Annotated in this window: 20 protein-coding genes; 12 read left to right on the plus strand and 8 right to left on the minus strand. The window is 65.3% G+C overall.

The window, feature by feature from the left end:
• The first annotated feature begins 111 nt into the window (after positions 1-111).
• From WIN67_RS20555 to codA, 7 genes are all read left to right on the plus strand, one after another.
• The gene (locus tag WIN67_RS20555; protein ID WP_102881855.1) at positions 112-1,128 is read left to right on the plus strand and encodes an ABC transporter permease; all 1,017 of its coding nucleotides are present in this window, start codon (positions 112-114) and stop codon (positions 1,126-1,128) included.
• A 1-nt stretch (position 1,129) separates the two neighbouring features.
• A complete protein-coding gene (gene ddpC / locus WIN67_RS20560; protein WP_102881856.1) occupies positions 1,130-2,029 on the plus strand; it encodes a D,D-dipeptide ABC transporter permease in 900 nt (299 codons plus the stop codon).
• Positions 2,026-3,021, plus strand: coding sequence for an ABC transporter ATP-binding protein (locus tag WIN67_RS20565; protein WP_110651309.1), 996 nt, complete (start codon positions 2,026-2,028; stop codon positions 3,019-3,021). Before ddpC ends, WIN67_RS20565 begins: the two co-directional genes overlap by 4 nt.
• Positions 3,018-3,989: an oligopeptide/dipeptide ABC transporter ATP-binding protein gene (locus WIN67_RS20570; RefSeq protein ID WP_170004517.1), complete on the plus strand. Its 972-nt coding sequence runs from the start codon at positions 3,018-3,020 to the stop codon at positions 3,987-3,989. Before WIN67_RS20565 ends, WIN67_RS20570 begins: the two co-directional genes overlap by 4 nt.
• 101 nt (positions 3,990-4,090) lie before the next feature.
• Positions 4,091-4,714: an NUDIX hydrolase gene (locus WIN67_RS20575; protein WP_339069964.1), complete on the plus strand. Its 624-nt coding sequence runs from the start codon at positions 4,091-4,093 to the stop codon at positions 4,712-4,714.
• A 181-nt stretch (positions 4,715-4,895) separates the two neighbouring features.
• Positions 4,896-6,167 (plus strand): cytosine permease, encoded by a 1,272-nt coding sequence (gene codB / locus WIN67_RS20580; RefSeq protein ID WP_102881860.1) that lies wholly within the window; start codon positions 4,896-4,898, stop codon positions 6,165-6,167.
• Positions 6,168-6,338: 171 nt separating this feature from the next.
• A complete protein-coding gene (gene codA / locus WIN67_RS20585; protein WP_339069965.1) occupies positions 6,339-7,595 on the plus strand; it encodes a cytosine deaminase in 1,257 nt (418 codons plus the stop codon).
• A gap of 13 nt (positions 7,596-7,608) precedes the next feature.
• Here codA and WIN67_RS20590 read toward each other — a convergent pair whose 3' ends face one another.
• From WIN67_RS20590 to WIN67_RS20600, 3 genes are all read right to left on the minus strand, one after another.
• Positions 7,609-8,268: a hypothetical protein gene (locus WIN67_RS20590; RefSeq protein ID WP_213665685.1), complete on the minus strand. Its 660-nt coding sequence runs from the start codon at positions 8,266-8,268 to the stop codon at positions 7,609-7,611.
• A 112-nt stretch (positions 8,269-8,380) separates the two neighbouring features.
• Positions 8,381-9,376, minus strand: a complete 996-nt coding sequence (locus tag WIN67_RS20595) for a diaminopimelate epimerase (protein ID WP_339069966.1) — start codon at positions 9,374-9,376, stop codon at positions 8,381-8,383.
• Between the two features lie 121 nt (positions 9,377-9,497).
• The gene (locus tag WIN67_RS20600) at positions 9,498-10,496 is read right to left on the minus strand and encodes a cyclase family protein (RefSeq protein WP_221811477.1); all 999 of its coding nucleotides are present in this window, start codon (positions 10,494-10,496) and stop codon (positions 9,498-9,500) included.
• Between the two features lie 98 nt (positions 10,497-10,594).
• Here WIN67_RS20600 and WIN67_RS20605 point away from each other — a divergent pair, with 98 nt between their 5' ends.
• On the plus strand, positions 10,595-11,485 hold the full coding sequence (locus WIN67_RS20605) for a LysR family transcriptional regulator (protein ID WP_339069967.1): 891 nt from the start codon (positions 10,595-10,597) through the stop codon (positions 11,483-11,485).
• 3 nt (positions 11,486-11,488) lie between these two features.
• Here the strand turns inward: WIN67_RS20605 and WIN67_RS20610 are convergent, their stop codons facing one another.
• Positions 11,489-11,959 (minus strand): Lrp/AsnC family transcriptional regulator, encoded by a 471-nt coding sequence (locus WIN67_RS20610; protein WP_102864614.1) that lies wholly within the window; start codon positions 11,957-11,959, stop codon positions 11,489-11,491.
• A 348-nt stretch (positions 11,960-12,307) separates the two neighbouring features.
• Here WIN67_RS20610 and WIN67_RS20615 point away from each other — a divergent pair, with 348 nt between their 5' ends.
• Complete coding sequence (locus WIN67_RS20615) at positions 12,308-13,459, plus strand: MFS transporter (RefSeq protein ID WP_102881866.1); 1,152 nt, start codon at positions 12,308-12,310, stop codon at positions 13,457-13,459.
• A 163-nt stretch (positions 13,460-13,622) separates the two neighbouring features.
• Here the strand turns inward: WIN67_RS20615 and WIN67_RS20620 are convergent, their stop codons facing one another.
• Entirely contained in the window at positions 13,623-14,012 is a 390-nt protein-coding gene (locus tag WIN67_RS20620; protein WP_272753746.1) for a hypothetical protein, read from the minus strand.
• A 526-nt stretch (positions 14,013-14,538) separates the two neighbouring features.
• Here WIN67_RS20620 and WIN67_RS20625 point away from each other — a divergent pair.
• Positions 14,539-14,982, plus strand: coding sequence for a hypothetical protein (locus WIN67_RS20625; RefSeq protein WP_339069968.1), 444 nt, complete (start codon positions 14,539-14,541; stop codon positions 14,980-14,982).
• A 78-nt stretch (positions 14,983-15,060) separates the two neighbouring features.
• On the opposite strand, the gene WIN67_RS20630 is transcribed toward WIN67_RS20625, so the two are convergent.
• The 3 genes from WIN67_RS20630 to WIN67_RS20640 all read right to left on the minus strand — a co-directional run bounded on the left by WIN67_RS20630 (position 15,061) and on the right by WIN67_RS20640 (position 17,556).
• Positions 15,061-15,477, minus strand: a complete 417-nt coding sequence (locus WIN67_RS20630) for a hypothetical protein (RefSeq protein WP_265073479.1) — start codon at positions 15,475-15,477, stop codon at positions 15,061-15,063.
• Between the two features lie 236 nt (positions 15,478-15,713).
• Positions 15,714-16,520, minus strand: a complete 807-nt coding sequence (locus WIN67_RS20635) for an AraC family transcriptional regulator (RefSeq protein ID WP_268561669.1) — start codon at positions 16,518-16,520, stop codon at positions 15,714-15,716.
• 148 nt (positions 16,521-16,668) lie between these two features.
• Positions 16,669-17,556 (minus strand): LysR substrate-binding domain-containing protein, encoded by an 888-nt coding sequence (locus WIN67_RS20640; RefSeq protein WP_102864608.1) that lies wholly within the window; start codon positions 17,554-17,556, stop codon positions 16,669-16,671.
• A 224-nt stretch (positions 17,557-17,780) separates the two neighbouring features.
• On the opposite strand from WIN67_RS20640, the gene ampC reads away from it, so the two are divergent.
• Positions 17,781-18,953, plus strand: a complete 1,173-nt coding sequence (gene ampC / locus WIN67_RS20645; RefSeq protein WP_339069969.1) for a class C beta-lactamase — start codon at positions 17,781-17,783, stop codon at positions 18,951-18,953.
• A 310-nt stretch (positions 18,954-19,263) separates the two neighbouring features.
• A complete protein-coding gene (gene pcsA / locus WIN67_RS20650) occupies positions 19,264-19,986 on the plus strand; it encodes a phosphatidylcholine synthase (RefSeq protein ID WP_102864606.1) in 723 nt (240 codons plus the stop codon).
• Positions 19,987-20,002 lie beyond the last annotated feature (16 nt).

Genomic DNA, 20,002 nt, shown 5'->3' on the forward strand with positions numbered 1-20,002 from the left:
CCTGCGATCCCCGTCGCCAGCCCCTGAACCGGGCCGGCGCCGGGTTGCCGTGTCCCCGCTGCGGGGCCGTTATTGCCCCTGCCGTTCGTCAAGCGTTAACGAGGTTGCCTCATGGCCTTCCTGAATATGTTGCGCAAACGCCTGCTCGGCCTGTTGCTGGTCGTGATCGGGGTTTCGCTGATTACCTTCACCATCTCGCACCTGATTCCCGGTGACCCGGCGCGGCTGATCGCCGGCGACCGGGCCAGCGATGCCATCGTGCAGAACATCCGCCACCAACTGGGCCTGGACCTGCCGCTGTACCAGCAATATGGGCGCTACATGCTCGACCTGCTGCACGGCGACCTGGGCACTTCGATCCGCACCAGCCGCCCGGTGCTGGAGGACCTGCAGACCTTCTTCCCGGCCACCCTGGAACTGGCCCTGGCGGCGCTGCTGCTGTCGGTGCTGGTGGGCGTGCCGCTGGGAGTGTTGTCGGCGGTCTATCACAACCGATTTATCGACCAGATCGCCCGCACCCTGGCGGTCACCGGGATATCCACCCCGGCGTTCTGGCTGGGCTTGGGGCTGATCCTGCTGTTCTACGGCAACCTGGGCTGGCTGCCCGGCAGCGGGCGCCTGGACGAAGGCCTGGAGCCGCCGCCAACCATCAGCGGCTTCTACCTGATCGACTCGCTGCTGGCCGGGGATATTCCGCTGTTCCTCAATGCCCTGCAGCACCTGATCCTGCCGGCGGTGACCCTGGGCTTCGTCAACCTCGGGGTGGTGGCACGGCAGATCCGCTCGGCGATGCTCGACCAGCTCGGCGAGGACTACATCCGCACCGCCCGGGCCTACGGCCTGTCGCGCTGGGCGGTGATCCTGCGCCACGCCCTGCCCAACGCGCTGATCCCCTCGGTGACGGTGCTCGGCCTGACCCTGGGCGATCTGCTGTACGGCGCGGTGCTGACCGAAACGGTGTTCGCCTGGCCGGGCATGGGCGCCTACGTGGTGAAGTCGATCCAGGCCCTGGATTTCCCGGCGGTGATGGGCTTCGCCATCCTGGTGTCGTTCATTTATGTACTGCTGAACATGGCGATCGACCTGTTGTACCGGGTAATCGACCCGCGCATTGGCGAGGTAAATTGAGATGTCCGCTCCCTTGATCGTTCCCCTGCCAGTCCCGGCGGCCCAAGCCAGCGGCTGGCGCGCGCGCCTGGCCTACCTGGGCTACCGCGTGCGGCAGAGCCCGCTGACCATCGCCGGGCTGTGCATGACCCTGCTGGTGCTGCTGTGCATGGCCTTCGCCCCCTGGCTGTCGAGCCATGATCCCAATGCCCTGAACCTGGCCCAACGCCTGGCCGCCCCCAGCGCCGCCCATTGGTTCGGCACCGACGAAGTCGGCCGCGACCTGTTCAGCCGGGTGCTCCACGGCAGCCGCCAGTCGGTGGGCGTGGGCCTGTTTGTGGCCTTCGCTTCGTGCCTGGCCGGGGGCCTGCTGGGCTGCCTGTCGGGGATCATCGGCGGGCGCTTCGACAGCCTGATCATGCGCCTGATGGACATCATGCTCTCGGTGCCGTCCCTGGTGCTGATCATGGCCCTGGCCGCCGCCCTGGGCCCGAGCCTGTTCAACGCCATGCTGGCGATCACCCTGGTGCGCATTCCGTTCTACGTGCGCCTGGCCCGGGGCCAGGCCCTGAGCATCCGCCAGATGGGCTACGTCAAGGCGGCCCAGACCTACGGCGCCGGGCGCTGGCACATCGTCAGCTGGCACGTGGGGCGCAACGCCATGCCGCCGTTGCTGGTGCAACTGAGCCTGGACATCGGCAGCGCCATCCTCATGGCCTCGGCCCTGGGCTTCATCGGCCTGGGGGCGCAACAGCCCACCGCCGAATGGGGGGCGATGGTGGCCACCGGACGCAACTTCATCCTCGACAACTGGTGGTACTCGACCTTTCCCGGGCTGGCGATCCTGTTCACCGCCACCGGTTTCAACCTGCTGGGTGACGGCATCCGTGACCTGCTCGACCCACGGCAACAGGGGAAATGACCATGAGCTCATCCGCCGTTCTCAACATCGACAACCTGAGCCTGGAATTCCCCGCCTACCGCAGCAACGTGCAGGCCCTCAACGGCGTGTCGCTGCACGTCAACCCGGGGGAAATCGTCGGCGTGGTCGGCGAGTCCGGTTCGGGCAAGTCGGTGACCGCCATGCTCAGCCTGCGCCTGCTGCCCGAGCGCAGCTACCGCATCACCTCCGGCAGCCTGTCGCTACTGGGCCGGGACATGCTCACCACCCCGGAAAAGCAGCTGCTGCAGATCCGTGGCCGCGACGCGGCGATGATCTTCCAGGAGCCGATGACCGCCCTCAACCCGACCCGGCGCATCGGCCGGCAGATGCTCGACGTGATCATCCATCACCAGCGCCTGAGCCAGGACGAGGCCCGGGCCAAGGCCATTGCCCTGCTGCGGGACATGCACATCGCCGACCCCGAGCAGGTGCTCCAGGCCTACCCCTTCGAGCTGTCCGGCGGCATGCGCCAGCGGGTGATGATCGCCCTGGCATTTTCCTGCGATCCGCAACTGCTGATTGCCGACGAGCCGACCACCGCCCTGGACGTCACGGTGCAGCGCCAGGTGCTGCTGTTGCTGCGCGAGAAGGCCCGGCAACGGGGCACCGCGATCCTCTTGATCACCCACGACATGGCGGTGGTCTCGCAGTTCTGCGACAGGGTCTATGTGATGTACACCGGCGCCGTGGTGGAGCAAGGCAGCACCGCCCAGGTCATGCTCGACCCGCAGCATCCCTACACCCGCGGCCTGCTCAGCGGCCTGCCGGAACAGGTGCCCCCCGGCGCGCCACTGCTGACCATTCCCGGGCAGGTGCCGAACCTCGCCCACCTGCCCGCTGGCTGCACCTTTCGCGAACGCTGCCCGCAGGCCATGGCGGTGTGTGCCCAACGGCCACCGCTGCATTCGATCAACGCCGGCGAGCAGCGCAAGAGCGCCTGCTGGCTGGCCGCCCCGGAGTCCGCCCAATGACCGCCACCCACTCCCAAACCGGTAACGCGCCGCTGCTGCGGCTCAACGACGTGCAAGTGCGTTTCCCCCTGAGCAATGACTGGCTGGGCCGGCCCCGGGCCTTCGCCCACGCGCTGAACGGCATCGACCTGGAACTGCGCCCCGGGGAAACCCTGGGCATCGTCGGCGAGTCCGGCTGCGGCAAGAGCACCCTGGCGCAACTGCTCATGGGCCTGGTCCAACCCAGCAGCGGCGATCTGCGCTGGGCCTACGCCAGCGACCGCGAGCGCCACAGCCACGTGCAGATCGTGTTCCAGGACCCGCAATCGTCCCTCGACCCGCGCCTGCCGATCTGGAAGATCATCACCGAGCCGCTGTTCGCCCTGGGCACCACCCCGGCCGCACAGATGCGCGAGATCGCCGCCAAGGTGGCGCAGCAGGTGGGCATTCGCGGCGAATACCTGGAGCGCTACCCGCACCAGTTTTCCGGTGGCCAGCGCCAGCGCATCGCCATTGCCCGGGCCCTGGCGTCGAACCCGGACATCATCGTCCTCGACGAACCGACCTCGGCCCTGGACATCTCGGTGCAGGCGCAGATCCTCAACCTGCTGGCAGACCTGCAACGCAGCCGCGGCCTGACCTTTGTGCTGATCTCCCACAACGTTTCGGTGGTGCGACACATGGCCGACCGGGTGGCGGTGATGTACCTGGGGCAGATCGTCGAACTGGGCAGCGCCGAGCAAGTGCTGGAGCGACCGCGCCATCCCTACACCCAACTGCTGCTGGATGCGGTGCCACGCCTGGGTGCGCCCCTGGCGGACAGCCAGGTCTCGGCCCCCACCGAACTGCCGGGCAACCGCAAGCTGCCCGCCGGCTGCTTCTTCTTCGACCGCTGCAGCCGGCGCGGCCCGGGCTGCGAACAGCCGCAACAGCTGCTGGGCGATGCGACGCAGCAAGTGCGTTGCCATCTGCAACACCTCACTGGGTAATCCAAGCGCACCACGCCGCCGGCCGCGGCGTGGTGCTTGCTCCCTGCTCGCCAAGGGCTTAAAACAAGCGCCTTCTCTCTGACGTTGCAGGAACCCCACCCATGGAAAGCCATTGGCTGACCCACGCCAAACGCTTGCAAGCCATCGCCTCCACCGGCCTGCACTTCTGTAAGGACGTGCACGACCGCGAGCGCTACCAGGAAATCGCCGACATCGCCCACGGCATGCTGGCGCAGCTGGGCAACGTGCCTCTGGAGCGCATCACCGATCTGGTCTCGGACTTTGCCCAGCGCTATTCGACGCCGATGGTGGAAGTGCGCGGCGCGCTGATCGAGGACGGCAAGATTCTGCTAGTGCGCGAACAGCACGACGGCCTCTGGGCCATGCCCGGTGGCTATGCCGATGTCGGCCTGTCGGCCAGCGAAAACGTGATCAAGGAAATCCACGAAGAAGCCGGGCTTGAGGTATCGGTACGCGCCTTGTACGGCGTCCGGCACAAGGCCAAGGGCCCCTACAAGGCTGATCACCGCGACTTCTACAAGCTGTACTTTATCTGTGAACGCCAGGGAACCCAGGCCCCTTTGGCCGGCAGTGAAGCCACCGAGGCCGGCTTCTTCGCCCTCGACCAGTTGCCGCCCCTGTCCCAGGGCCGCACCGTGGAACGGGATATCCGCGAAGCCTTCGACTTTCATCAGGGCCGGACCACCCAGGTCATGTTCGACTGATCCGCACCCCGCGTGGCATGACTCAAGATGACGCCGTCTGCACCGCTTTCGTGCCGGTGCCGGCGCTTACCTGTGGCTGAATACCTGTCATCGTCTATACCTGCCGGGCAGCCCCCGGTTGTCAGGCCGCTTGGCACGTTGGCTGCAACAACCGGCTATCACTCCGACCAGGGACAGGCCCATGACCCAGCACGAACCCGGCAACGACTACCCCTTGAGCGAAGTTCCAGCGCACGCCCGCAAGGGCCTGGCCTCCATGGCCATGGTGCTGCTGGGCTTCACCTTCTTCACCGCCACCATGTTCGCCGGCGGCAAGCTGGGGGTGGCGTTCGACTTCCCGACCCTGCTGGCGGTCATCGTCCTGGGTAACCTGTTGCTCGGGGTCTATGCCGCGAGCCTGGGCTACATCGCCTTCAAGAGCGGGCTGAATACGGTGCTGATGGGGCGCTTCTGCTTTGGTGAACGGGGCAGCAAGCTCAGCGACCTGATCCTCGGCCTGACCCAGGTGGGCTGGTACGCCTGGGGCACCGCCACCGCGGCGGTGGTGCTGGGCAAGTATTTCCAGCTGGATCAAGGCGCGGTGCTGGGGCTGATGCTGCTGTTCGGCATGGCCTTTTGCGCCACGGCCTACGTCGGTTATCGCGGCCTGGAGATCCTGTCGTGGATCGCGGTGCCGGCCATGGGCCTGTTGCTGGTGCTGTCGATGGGGGTGGCAAGCATTCAGGTCGGCGGTCTCGACGGCCTGCTGGCCCTCAGCCCCAGCGCCACCATGGACCTGTCCACCGCCCTGACCCTGGTGTTCGGCACCTTTGTCAGCGGTGCGACCCAGGCCACCAACTGGACCCGTTTCTCCCGCTCGGCGCGGGTGGCGGTGAGCGCCAGCCTGATCGGTTTCTTCATCGGCAACGGCCTGATGGTGCTGATCGGTGCCTACGGCGCCATCGTCTACCAGCAGCCGGACGTGGTGGAAGTCTTGCTGCTGCAAGGCTTCGCCATGGCGGCCATGGCCATGCTGCTGTTGAACATCTGGAGCACCCAGGACAACACCATCTACAACTTCGCCGTGGCCGGCTGCAACCTGCTGCGCACCCAGCGGCGCAAGACCGTGACCCTGGTGGGCGCACTGATCGGCACCTTGCTGGCGATGCTCGGCATGTACGACTTGCTGGTGCCCTACCTGGTGCTGCTGGGCACGGTGATTCCGCCGATTGGCGGGGTGATCATGGCCGACTTTTTCTATCGCTGGCGCGGCCGCTACCCGCGCCTGGCCGACAGCCAGTTGCCGGCCTGGAACTGGCCAGGGCTGTGCGCCTATGGCCTGGGCACCCTGGCGGCTTTCTGCTCGCCCTGGGTCGCGCCCCTGGTGGGCATCGCGGCTGCCGGCCTGAGCTACATCCTGTTGAGCGCGATGCTGGGCGCGCGCGCGCCCCAGGCCGCCGACATCCAGGCCTGATTTGCTCACCTGGCACCTTCCGGGTCTATCATGGCCCGGTCACGCAACACCCTGCCCCCTGCCGCACCGCGCATTAACGCCTGACCGGGGGCCGTCCAACGACCGTGGGACAAGGACCTGCCCTGATCCGACGGCTGAACCACTGATTGCCCGACCCGAGGAACTGCTCCGATGCTGATCACCAACGCCCGCCTGCGCCACCGTGAAGGTCTGTACCAACTGCACCTGGAAAACGGCCGCATCGCCCGCATTGTCCTGCAAGGCGCCGACACCTCCGGCGCCGTCCCGGCCTTCGGCCCCGAACACCTGGATGCCGGCGGCAACCTGGTGGTGCCGCCCTTCGTCGAACCACACATTCACCTGGACGCCACCCTCACCGCCGGCGAGCCGCGCTGGAACATGAGCGGCACCCTGTTCGAAGGCATCGAGTGTTGGGGCGAACGCAAGGCCAGCATCACCGCCGAAGACACCCGCACCCGCGCCCACAAGACCATCCGCGCCCTGGCGGCCCACGGCATCCAGCACGTGCGCACCCACGTCGACGTTACCGACCCGGACCTCACTGCCCTCAAGGCCATGCTGGAAGTGCGCGAGCAAAGCGCGCACCTGATCGACCTGCAGATCGTCGCCTTCCCCCAGGAGGGCATCGAATCGTTCCGCAACGGTCGCGAGCTGATGGAAGAAGCCATCCGCCTGGGCGCCGATGTGGTGGGCGGCATTCCGCATTTCGAATACACCCGGGATCAGGGCGTGAGCTCGGTGAAGTTCCTCATGGACCTGGCCGAACGCACCGGTTGCCTGGTGGACGTGCACTGCGACGAAACCGACGACCCGCACTCGCGCTTTCTCGAAGTGCTGGCCGAAGAAGCCCGCAGCCGCGGCATGGGCTCGCGGGTCAGCGCCAGCCACACCACCGCCATGGGCTCCTACGACAACGCCTACTGCGCCAAGCTGTTCCGCCTGCTGGGGCATTCCGGCATCAGCTTTGTCTCCTGCCCCACCGAGAGCATTCACCTGCAGGGGCGCTTCGACAGCTTCCCGAAACGCCGCGGCGTGACCCGAGTCAAGGAGCTGCTGGATGCCGGGATGAACGTCTGCTTCGGCCAGGACTCGATCGTCGACCCCTGGTACCCCCTGGGTAACGGCAACATCCTGCGGGTGTTGGAAGCCGGCCTGCACATCTGCCACATGCTCGGCTACAGCAACCTGCAAAGCGCCCTGGACCTGGTCACCGACAACAGCGCCAAGGCCCTGGCCCTGGGCGAGGGTTACGGCCTTGAAGAAGGTCGCCCGGCGAACTTGCTGATCCTGTCTGCCGACAGCGACTACGAAATGCTCCGCAGCCAGGGCTTGCCGCTGTACTCGATCCGCCACGGCAAGGTGCTGATGCAACGGCAGATGGCCCAGGTGCACCTGGCCGACGACTGACCCGTGGCGATGCTTACTTGACCCGAAACGGCTGGGCCGCCATGAACGCCACCGGCAACAGCGGCAGGGCGAGGATCGTCAACACCCCGTCTGCGGTGAGGGTCACCGGCGTCAGCAGCACCTGGCCGACCTTGCTCTTCTCCCGGTACGCCGAGAACTGCAAGGTGTAGGTGCTGTTCAACGGGTTAGCTTGATAGGCGCTGATATCCCGCTTGGACTTAAAGCGGCTGCCGCGAATGGCATAGCGGTGCAACAGGGCGTTCTGCGACCTCGCCACCACGAAACCCAAGGCCTTGGCTGCCTCGATCTGCTGGGCGTCGAGCTGGTCCAACCCGGGAATTCTCAGGAGCAGTTTACCGTCCAGGTTCTGCCCCGCATTGACGAGGATCTGCGAAAACTCGGCCTGCATTTTTCCGTGCAGGTCCGACTTGATGGCCTTGAGCAACTCAGGATCGACTATCACGAAGTAGTGGTACTTCTTGCCCAGGATGACAAAGCTCTGCGCGTCCGCCGTGATGTAGAACTGGCTGACGGTTTCCGTATAGACCTCATTGCTGGCGCGGCTTTCGTACAGCTGGCTGGTCAGGCAACCGCCAAGGCTGCCAGCGACTAAAGCCCCCAGTGCCATAACCGAGCCTTTGAGCAAGGCGCGGCGGGGCATTCCTTTTTGCATGTCGAATCCCTTCCATGAATGCGGGCGGTATCGGGAGATAGGCCACGACTGCCGTCACGCTACATAAACCCCAGCCGTTTTGCACCCGGCCAGCGCCACGACGGCGCCCTGCTCAGTCAGCCAGGGCCCGCGCCGTGCCAAACAGGCTCACCCGGGTTAACACCCCATCGGTCTCTTGCAACAGCAACGGCGCGGTGCCGCCCGGCATCAGCACTTCGACCCGTCCGGCCTGGACCCAGCCCACCCGCCAGGCCGCACAAGCCACAGCGCTGGCGCTGGTGCCGGACGACGCGGTGGGACCTTCGCCACGCTCGAAAACCCGGGCCGCGATGCGCCCTTCACCTGCGCGCATGGCCCATTGCAAGTTGACCCCGGCCGGGCAGGGCTCGCCGTTGCCGATGGGCCGGGCGAACGCGATACGGGTCAGGCCCTCGAACAGCGGTGGTTCGAACATCTGCGGGTTGCTCGGCAACGCATCGGCCGCCTCCACCAGGGTCACGCAATGGGGATTGCCGATGCGCACGAACTGGCTGTGCTGCCACTGAGCATTCAACGCTTGCAAGGGCGCGACCCGGCTCAGTTGGCAGCCATTGAAGGTCAGGCTTTGCACCCCATCAGCTGCCACCGCCTCAGGTCCGAAGCTCGGCTGCCCGAGGTCCAGCCAGAACCCCGGCACCCCCGCCACCCGCGCCGGCTCCACCGCCGTGATCACCGGCGAGTCGCCACCGGGCTGGTCATGATGCACCCGCAATAGCGTCTCGCCTTCGACCGCCATCAGCCCTTGTTCGGTGAGGGCTTGGGAAAAAATCGTCAGGCCATTGCCGCTGCGCTCGGCCAGGGTGCCGTCGGTATTGACGATCAGCAGATCGAAAGGCGCACCGGCCTGGAACGGCCCCACCAACAAGCCGTCACAGCGATGAGCCTTGGCCCCTTGCGGCCGAGCTCCCGGCGCCCAGTCACACAGCGCGGCGATGGCCTGCACAGCCCACCGTCGCCGGTCCAGGGCCGCCTGCGCCGCCGTATCGGGCAAGGCAATGCCCAGGCTGCGCAGCGCCTCGGGCGACACCACGCCATAGATATTGCCCCGGGCATCGTAGAACGCCGCCATCACACCGCCTCCAGAAAAAAACCGAGCCGCTGACATTACGGGCAATCCAGCGGCTCGACCAGAGGGGACTAAGCAACCTGGGTGGACATCGCGCGCAGCTGAAGAACAACCATCCGCCAGGCTAGCGAATGGGCAAGGCCATGGGCCGGATCGGCGCCGCGTCGGCACCCCGCAGTTTGAGTGAGGCACCGATAAAGGCGAACTGATAGACCTTGTCCCGGGACAAGCCTTCCAGGTTCACCAGCTCCAGGATCGGCGCGCCCTGCATCGCCAGCAGGTAAGTGTGCAACGGCAGGTAATTGCCCTCGACCTCGGAAGGGAAGGTTTCGAAGCTGAGGTTGTCCGCCCCCACCACCATGGCACCGCCCTCTTCCACCAGGAACTTCGCCGCATCCAGGCTCAGCCCCGGCGGGTTGGCCATATAGCGCTGGGCATTGTCGTAGTCACGCATGCGCCCGGTGCGGATCAGCACCACGTCGCCCTTCTCCAGCGCCACCTTCTGTTTGGCCAGGGCCTGTTGCAGGTCGGCGCGGGTCACCCGGTAGCTGTCCGCCAGCTGTTCCAGCCCCTTGGCCGCAGCCACATCGATCAGCACTCCGCGGGCAATGATCGGCGGCAGTTTTTCCGCCCCGGTGACGTTCCAGCCCCGATCCCCCAGATGCTGATCGGCGCGGTAGCCGTTCCAGATCTTGCCGTTGAGGCCAAAGTGGTTGAGGGCGTCGATATGGGTGCCCATATGGGCGTACATCGACACCGCCGAACCGCTGTAGCTGACGTGCTGGTTCATCGGCTCGCCGACCTGCATCGGATCGGCGACCACATTGCCGTGGGGCGTGTGGGTCATCCACATCTGATAGGGCGGATCTCCAGCGGCCTGCCAGCTGGGCATGCCGACAAAATAATCCACGGCCAGGTCGTAGGCCTGCTCGCCGCTGACCCGGGCCATGATCGCCGCCCGGGACTCGGGGGTGATCAGGTTCAAGCGACCGATCTCATCCTTGGGCCCCCAAGGGCTGATCCCCACCTCGGCACGGGCCACAGTGGCGGCACTGCAACCACCGCTGAAAAGGGCCAGGGCGAGCACCCCGGGAAGGATCTTCGACATTGCGTGATGAGCCATGACAACACTCCTGTGAAATGAAGTGCCCATGGTATTGAGGGATCAATCAGAGATAATCAGCCGATTCGTGGATAGATATTCAACCCAGGGGAAACAATATGGACGTACTGATGGCCATGCGCACCTTTCGCCGGGTGGTGGAACGGGCCAGCTTCAGCCAGGCCGCCGGTGACCTCGGGCAATCCACCGCCGCCGTCAGCAAGCAGGTGCGGCAACTGGAAGAGCGCCTGGGCAGCCTGCTGATCCTGCGCACCACCCGACGCATGAGCCTCTCGGAAGCCGGGCAGAGTTACTTCAATGAATGCTGTCATCTGCTGGATGAGCTGGACGCTCTGGAGCGCGCCACCCAGGCCGGCAGCCACGAACCCGGTGGCCGCCTGCGGATCAATGCGCCGCTGTCCTTCGGGCTCAAGGTGCTGTCGCCGATCCTGGTGGCCTTCATGCAGCGCTACCCGCAATTGCAGGTGGACCTGACCCTCAACGATCAGGTGCTGGATGTGGTGGGCGAAGGCTTCGACGTGTCCCTGCGGATTCGCCGACAACTGGAGGATTCGACCTTGATCGCGCGTCACCTGGGTCAGGTTGAGCAGGTGATCTGCGCCGCGCCGGCCTATCTCCAGGCCCAGGGCACGCCCAGCGCCATTGCCGACCTGCATCAACACCGCTGCCTGGCCTACCGGCTGGCGGAGCATCCCGGGCGCTGGCAACTGGAGGGCCCGGAAGGCCAGACCCGACTGGAGCTGCCGGTGCACTTTGCCGTGGACAACAGCCTGCTGCTCGGCGACATGCTGGTGGCCGGCCTGGGCATCGGCGCCCTGCCCGGCTTTGTCGCCCAACCGCTCCTGGACAGCGGCCAACTGCTGCGCGTGTTACCGGAACAACGCCTGCCCAGCCGCCAGATCTACGCGCTGTATCCCAGCCAGCGCCACCTGTCACAGAAAGTCCGGGTGTTCATCGATTTTCTGGTGGAGGCGCTGCAGACCCCTTGAGCCTCAACCGTCGGTGGGCACCTGAAGCCCGACCTTGACCCGGTTCATCGCCACCAGGGTCTTGAAGCGCTTGACGTTGTCATTGCCAAAGAACAGCTCACGGGTCAGCTGGGTGTACTGGGCCATGTTGCGCACGCAGAAAATCAGCACGAAATCGCATTCACCGGCCACGTAGTAGCACTGCTGGACCTGGGGGCAGGCCTGGAAGCTGCGCTTGAGCGCATCGATCTGGTCGATGCGCTCACTTTCCACTTCCACCTCGACGATGATGCTCAGCTCATGGCCGAGGGCATCCGGGGCGACTTGCGCGGTGTAGCGCTCGATCACACCCTCGTCCATCAGGCGCTTGAGCCGCCGATTGACCGCCGCCGTGGACAGGTTGACCCGCAGGCCCAGTTCGCTCTGTGCGGTACTGGCATCGCGTTGCAGCTCGGCGAGCAGCTTCAGGTCATAGGCATCGAGACTGGTGTTCATGAACGGCGCAACTCCGGAAAACAACGGCGCACAGTGGAATGTTTTTGTGCAAAAGCCGCCGATTATGCGCAATAGATGCGCCCCCTGCGCACTAATATTTCCGCCAACAGCAGCGCCCGTGGAATGCCTCAAGCATTGCCGAGGCGGCGACGAATGTTCCGTTCATGGGCCCGGATGGGTTTTTCTGCAACCTTCAACCGATAGTTTTGTCACAATCCCCCCGGCCACCCTCGAAGCCTTCTGAAGGCGCCACCGATACCAGGCTGCACGAACAAGGGATCGGTGCGACAGCACAACCGGTCAGCCAGCGTTGCCCCCCTCGCTGGCACCTGACCGCCAAGGATTTTTATGACTGCCAGCAACACTCACCTGCAGGCCACCCCCGGCCGCCTCGAACAGATGTCCACGCGCATCGCCTTTTTCATCGCCGGTTTCGGCATCGCCGCCTGGGCCCCGCTGGTGCCCTACGCCAAGGCCCGGGCCGGGCTCGACGAAGGCACCCTGGGCCTGCTGCTGTTGTGCCTGGGCGTGGGTTCGATCCTGGCGATGCCGATCGCCGGGGCCCTGGCCGGGCGCTTTGGCTGTCGCCGTGTCATGGCCGGCGGCACCCTGCTGATCTGCCTAGCCTTGCCGCTGCTGGCGACCCTCACCTCGATTCCGCTGTTGATGGCCGCGCTGTTCCTGTTCGGTGCCGGCCTGGGTGGTGTGGATTCCACGGTCAACCTGCAAGCGGTGATCGTCGAGCGCGCCAGCGGCAAGACCATGATGTCGGGCTTCCACGGGCTGTTCAGCCTCGGCGGGATTGTCGGCGCCGCCGGCGTCAGCGCCCTGCTGGGCCTGGGCCTGTCGCCTCTGGGGGCAACCCTGGTGGTGATTGCCCTGATGCTGGTGGCCCTGCTCAAGGCCGCGCCGCACATGCTGCCCTACGGCAGCCAGAGTTCGGGCCCGGCCTTTGCCGTGCCCCACGGTGTGGTGCTGTTCATTGGCTGCCTGTGCTTTGTGGTGTTCCTCGCCGAAGGCGCGGTGCTGGACTGGAGCGCAGTGTTTCTCAGCGCCGAGCGCAACCTGGATGCGGCCTACGCCGGCCTCGGTTACGCCGCCTTCGCCCTGACCATGACCCTGGGCCGGCTGACCGGGGATGCCATCGTCCATCGCCTGGGCGCCCGGCGGGTGATCATCATCGGCGGCAGTACCGCGGCCGCCGGCCTGCTGCTGGCGACCCTGGCCCCGGCCTGGGAAGCAGCGCTGCTGGGCTATGCCCTGGTGGGCGCGGGTTGCTCGAACATCGTGCCGGTGCTCTACACCGCCGTGGGCAAGCAGAAGGTCATGCCCGAAAGCATCGCCGTGCCAGCCATCACCACCCTGGGTTATGCCGGCATCCTGGCCGGCCCGGCGGTGATCGGCTTCATCGCCCATGGCAGCAGCCTGAGCGCGGCCTTCGGCCTGATCGCGGTCCTGCTGCTAGCGGTGGCCGCCAGCGGCAGAGTGCTCAAGCTCTAGCAAGCTCCAAGCTCCAAGCTCCAAGCTTGCGGCTTGCGGCTTGCGGCTGTGACTGTGACTGTGGCTTTTGATCTTCCTGCCCCTTCAGGAGGCCGAGTGCAGGCATTGCGCAGGGGGCAGCTCGGCATGGATGCCGAGCTAGCCGCCCATCAACAACCTCCGCCTACTCCAACAACGCCGGAGAACCCAGGCCAACAGCGTCTTTCGGAGCGCCATCGAGCAACGCCTCCACCACTGCCCGCGCCATCTCCACCGAATGCACCATGGACCAGATCAACCCGGTCTCCAGGCCACTACCCTGCCGGGTGATTTCATCACTGACCTCCTCCGCGCATTTAAGCAGCAACGCCACATGCACCAGCGCCTCCTCGACGCCCACCCCCGGGCGCACGCTGAACAGCGAGTCGGGAGCAACGGCCTGGGCCGTGGTCTTGAACTGGAACATCGCAGGGTCCAACGGATGCCGGGGCAGCGCTTCACGCAACGAAGCATTAGCGGCCTTGAGCTGGGGATCGCGATAGGAAGTCGGTGGATCGGGAACGATCTTTTTCATGGTCAAACTCCTAGCTAAGAATAGGAGCCGACACCGTTCGCTTGCACACGAATAGGGGTGGCAGCCGTACGCAGGTGTGCAAGACCGAGTTTGCTAGGACACCCGGCAGATCCGAAGATCTCCCGCGCACGGCCGCCATAACGCAGCGGACATGAAAAACGCCCGAGCATGGCTGAGCGTTTCTACGCCTTAGCAAAATTCGGACTTGCACATCCGAGCCATCGATTTGGCGATGGCCCAGGCACCCTAGCCCGCCCACCAGGCGCATTCAAGCGGCCCGCAGTTTCTCGGATTTGCCTTACAAAAGAAAGCGACCAAACCCCGCCCTAACAACCTTTAAGCCCGCCTCAGCCGCAAGCTCCAGACTCCAGACTCCAGACTCCAGACTCCAAGCTTGCCGCTTGCCGCTAAGCCTCATTTGCCGTGCACCGTGGAACACCTACCGAACATCGCTAACCGCCCAGGCATTTATCTGCCACGCCAAGTCTGGAATCATGGCCCCCCGCCTCAACAGGAGTGAGCACCGATGCCGCCGTTCTCCCGCGCCCCCCTTCTCGGCCTGCTGCTGGCCAGCCTCGCGACCCAGGCCGCGCCAAAGCAGGACCAGGAGCCGCACATTTACTACAGCATGGTGCCCGGCCAGTTCATGCTGATCGGCAAGCAGCCGGACGGCGGCCCGACCTACTCCGGCACTGCGCAGATCCGCTACGAGAACCAGGCCCTGACCCTGGTCAAGACCGTCAACGGCAAGACCACCACCGCCATCGGCAAAGTGGAACGTGCCCGCATGGCCGAGGCCGATGTCTTGCGTTTCAACTGGCCAGGGCACGCCGCCACCTGCCTGGTGCGCGGTGACCTGGACAACTACTCGCGCTTGTCTTGCTACTGGACCAAGGACGGGGTGGACCACCGCGAGCCGGGCCTGGAGGCGTATTTCCCAACCGAAACCTGGCCGGGCCACCAAGATTGAACCCCGGGTCAGCATGGGCAAGGTGATCACCGCCAACCTCCCCGAGCACCGGAGCGGCTGACGGCAACCTCGCCGCCTTCACCAGTTGTGCAGGTTGCTGCGCGGCGGCGCCAGCAGTTGCTGGGCCAGACTGACGGCGGCCAGCGGCGAGGCACTGTGCAGCAGTGGGTAGCCCCAGAACTGTTCATAGGTCCTGGCAAAAGCCTCGACCTGCGCCTGGTTCTCCGGCTGCGGGGCGATGACGATCATCGCCTTGATCCAGCGACGGATCGCCGCCTTGTTGCACTTGGTCCATATCGAGCCCTGCTTGAGCAACGCCTTGCCCTGAGCGCTGTTGCGCTGCTCGGGCTCAGGTATCAGATCGCTCATCAGGACAAAAGCCTGGGCACGCTGCGTCAGCGCCTCCAACTGCTGGTAAGGGTCGACTACCGGCTGTCCTGCGCCTTCGGCGCGACGCATCCAGACCAGGGGAAAATGCTGATGATCGAAGTACATGGGAACACCTCCAGAAGCTGACAAACAAGAATGCTTATCATCTTCCCGCCAACCATTGTCCGCATCAGCCGAGATCGACAAGAGATTGATTAATCCAGCCAAATGTCACCACCGCCTGGGCCGCGAACGGGTTGGGCGGTACTCCGACGTCGCGGCCACCGCGATCTTGAGTTTGACGAGGCATCGCCAGGCAAGGCCCTGCGGGCCTTTTCGCAGCCTCGCGGGCTCGGCAGCGGCTACAGGGCTTGGTTTTCCAGGGCTTGGCGACGCTCGGCAAAAAATCGCCCCGGCGGCTGGCCCACGGCTTTCTTGAACATGCGGATAAAGGCGCTGGCGCTGTCATAGCCCAGGGTCAGCGCCACACACTCCACCGAGTCGCCCCGGCCCAATTGCTTGAGTCCCAGGAGGATGTGCAACTGGCGCTGCCAGCGGCCGAAACTCAGGCCGGTCTCGGCCACGATCAAGCGGCTCAGGCTGCGTTCGCTGAGGCCGATCTGCTCGCCCCATTGCCCAAGGCTCAGGCGCCGTTCCGGCTGTTCAAGGATCTGCTGGGCCAGACGCCGCAGCTGTGCGTGCCGGGGCATGGGCAGGTGGATCTGCTCACGGGGCGCGACCGCCAGCTCATCCAGAGTCACCGCGACCAGGCGCCCGGCGGCGCCGTCCTGGTCATACAGGAACGGCAGTTGCGCACAGCGCTTGAGCAACTCCTGCAACAGCGGCGACATCACCAGGGTGCAGCAGGCCTGCGGCAACGACCGGGCGTGCTCGGGCTCGACCAACAGGCAATAACCCTGGGCGTTCTCCAGCCCCTGGACCCGATGCTCGATCGCGCTGGGAATCCACACCGCGCACTGCGGCGGCGCCAGCCACAGGCCCTCGGCGCTCTCGCAACTGAGCACACCACCCGCGGGAAACAGCAACTGGGCCTTGCGATGGCTGTGCCACGGCCGTTCCCAGCGCTCTTCTTGCATCGAGATGCGCAGGGCACATACCGGACGTGCAATCGCGTCCGGGTCCTGGTCCTGCTGTTTCAAGACGGGCATCCACCTTCCTCCACACTCCCAGGGCATGCCGGCCATCGGCACGATGCCGGCGCCTGCCCTGCAAGGTCGAGGATTGTGCCGGGCCCACGGGGCTGAGCCAAGCCACTGGCCACACCGGCCAGCGGCTCTGGACGCCGGGGCATTGGCGCTATTGATGAGGGCCTGCGGCCACCGCCTCCAGCAGCCAGGCCTTGAAGGCGCTCATGGCCGGGGTTTGCGCCCGCGACTGCAAGCGCGTCAGCCAATAGCTGCCGGTGACGATGCCGATGTCGAACGGCTGCACCACCGCCCCGCTGGCCAGTTGCCGCTCGAACATCAGCGGCGGCGCCAGGGCCACTCCCAGGCCTTGCAGGGCCGCTTCGAGCATGCCCAGGGAGGAGTCGAAGACAATGCTCTGGGGCAAGGGACTGCCGCCGCCCAGTCCCGCCTCCTGGAACCATTGCGGCCATTCATCGGTGCGATAGGAGCGCAACAGGGTCTGGCCCAACAGGTCCGCCGGGCTGTGCAACTGGTGGGCGATCTGCGGTATGCACAAGACCGACAGCGGCGCCTGCAACAGCTCCAGGGCCTCGATGCCGTGCCAGGCTCCCGTGCCAAAACGGATGGCGTAGTCCAGGCCTTCGGCGGCCACGTCGACACGGTTGTTGTTGGTGCTCAGGCGCAGGTCGACAAAGGGATAGCGCGCCTGGAAATCCCCCAGGCGTGGCAACAGCCAGCCCACGGCAAAGGTGCCTACGGCCCCCACCGTCAGCACTTCGCGGTAGTGCCCGCCCTCGAAACGCCCCAGGGTCTGGGCGATGCGATCAAAGCACTCACGCAGCACCGGCAGCAGGGTCTCGCCTTCGCTGGTCAGCATCAGCCCCCGGGGCAAGCGCTTGAACAGGGTGACGTTGAGCTGGGCCTCCAGGCTCTTGACCTGATGGCTGACCGCCGCCTGGGTCACACAGAGTTCGATGGCGGCGCGGGTGAAACTCAAATGACGGGCCGAGGCTTCGAAAGCCCGCAGCGCGTTCAAGGGCAGGTGTGGACGGAGCATGGGCATTCCCTAGTTTTTCTAATGGCTCCTGCGAAATATCGTCGTTTGCCGATCCTGCGCAGACTGCCTACATTGGCCTCGCTCGCGCAGCGCTGACCACGTTCTCCCTTGTCGGGAAGACTTCGCGAGCACTGCGCCCCGGGGTTCCCGCAAAGAACCCCGAAGCCGGAAAGCTGCTGGGAATAGGCGGCAAAAAAATCAGAACCCATGGAAAACAGCCCATCATGCGCCATAAAACCTCAACCGGATTAGGCATCATCAGCGCCTGCGTACTGCTCCTCGGCAGCGTCGACGCCCTGGCCGAGAACCCCCAGGACAGCCATCTGAAAACCACCGTGGATGCCACCATCCGTCCGCTGATGCAGCAGCAGGGCATTCCCGGCATGGCAGTGGCGATCATCGCCAACGGCAAGCGACATTACTTTAACTACGGCCTTGCCTCCAAGGACAATCAACAGCCGGTGGACAACGACACCCTGTTCGAAGTGGGTTCGGTGAGCAAGACCTTCAGCGCGACCCTGGCCGGCTACGCCCAGGCCAGCGGCAAGCTGGCCCTCGAGGACCACGCCAGCCAGTACTGGCCGGCCCTGCGCGGCAGCGCCTTCGACGGCATCAGCCTGTTGCAGTTGGGCACCTACAGTGCCGGTGGCCTGCCGCTGCAGTTCCCCGATGAGGTCCAGGGCGAAGACAAGATCCTGGATTACTACAACACCTGGAAGCCCACCTTCAGCCCGGGCACCCAGCGCCTGTACTCCAACCCCAGCATCGGCCTGCTCGGCTACCTCGCCGCCCGCAGCCTGGGCCAGCCCTACGATCAACTGCTGGAAAAGAGCCTGTTCCCCAAACTGGGGCTCAAGCACAGCTACATCAAGGTGCCCAAGGACCAGCAGGCCCACTACGCCCAGGGCTATGACAAGCAGAACAAGCCGATCCGGGTCAGCCCAGGCCCCTTGGACGCCGAGGCCTACGGGGTCAAGACCAGTGCCCCGGACCTGCTGCAGTTCATTGCCGACAACCTGCAACCGCAGCCGTTGGACGACACGCTGCAAAAAGCCATCGCCAGCACCCAGAGCGGCTATTACCGGGTCGGCGACCTGACCCAGGGCCTGGGCTGGGAGCGCTACGCCTACCCGGTGCCGCTGGCGCGGCTGGTGGCGGGCAACTCGACGCCAATGGCCCTCGAACCGCACCCGGTAGAATGGCTGACTCCGGCCCAACCGCCCCAGGCCGACGCCTTGTACAACAAGACCGGTTCCACCAGCGGCTTCGGCGCCTATGTACTGTTTGTCCCCAGCCAGCAGATCGGCATCGTCCTGCTGGCCAACAAGAACTACCCCAACGAGGAACGGATCAAGGCCGCCCATGCGCTGCTCAGCGCCCTGGAGGCGGCAAAGTAACCGAGCTGCACAGCAGCGTGTCCCCAGGGGCGCCCGATAAAAAACGCCACCGGCTTGCAACGCCAGGTGGCGTTTTTCTTGTTGCTTGGGCGATGGCGCCTAGACTCAGGAAATCCCCTTCGACCGTTGACCTCAGCCAGCTGTGCAACACCCGATTCCCTGGAGGGCGACAAGGCCCGCATTGAGCCTGATTCAGGGGTGGGGCTGAACCTTCTGCCAGGCTTTCCGGTCGATAACTGCAACCTGGACCAACGCCGCCGCTTGCACACCGCGGGGTGTCCGGGAACCACAGCCGCCGGAGAAATGCCCCGTGATATCGACCCTGCAAATCGCCAGAATCAAAGCCTGGGGCGCCCATGGCTTCACCGCCACCGGCGTGGTCAGCGCCCTGCTCGCCACCCTGGCACTGTTTGAAAACCAGCCCAAGGCCTGCCTGCTGTGGCTGGGGGTGGCGCTGCTGGTGGATGGCGTCGACGGCTCCCTGGCGCGCAAGGTCAACACCCGCTCGGTGCTGCCCAATATCGACGGCTCGGTGCTGGATCTGGTGATCGACTACCTGACCTATGTGTTCATCCCGGCGCTGTTCATCTACCGCTACATTCCCCTGCCGGAGTACAGCGCGCTGCTGGCCACCTCGCTGATCCTGCTGTCGTCGCTGCTGTGCTTCTGCAACGTCAACATGAAGAGCCACGACAACTACTTCCAGGGTTTTCCCGCCGCCTGGAACGTGGTCGCCCTGTGCTTCTACCTGATCGAGCCCGGCCCCTGGCTGAGCTTGCTGAGCATCTTCGCCCTGGCCCTGCTGACCGCCACTCGGGTGCAGTTCCTGCATCCGTTCCGGGTGCGCAAGTGGATGGGGCTGAACATCATCGTGACCTTCGTCTGGCTGCTCAGTGGCGCGCTGCTGATCCTCAGCCACCCATTGCACAGCCCGTCGATCATGGGCCTGTGGCTGGCGGCTTCCGCCTACTTCCTGGGGATCTGCCTGTGGCGCTCGGCCCAGGAGTGGATGAAGGGCAGCCACCAGCCATAGACGGCGGCGGCCCGCA

The sequence above is a fragment of the Pseudomonas idahonensis genome (assembly GCF_037903935.1).
Lineage (GTDB): Bacteria > Pseudomonadota > Gammaproteobacteria > Pseudomonadales > Pseudomonadaceae > Aquipseudomonas > Aquipseudomonas danubii.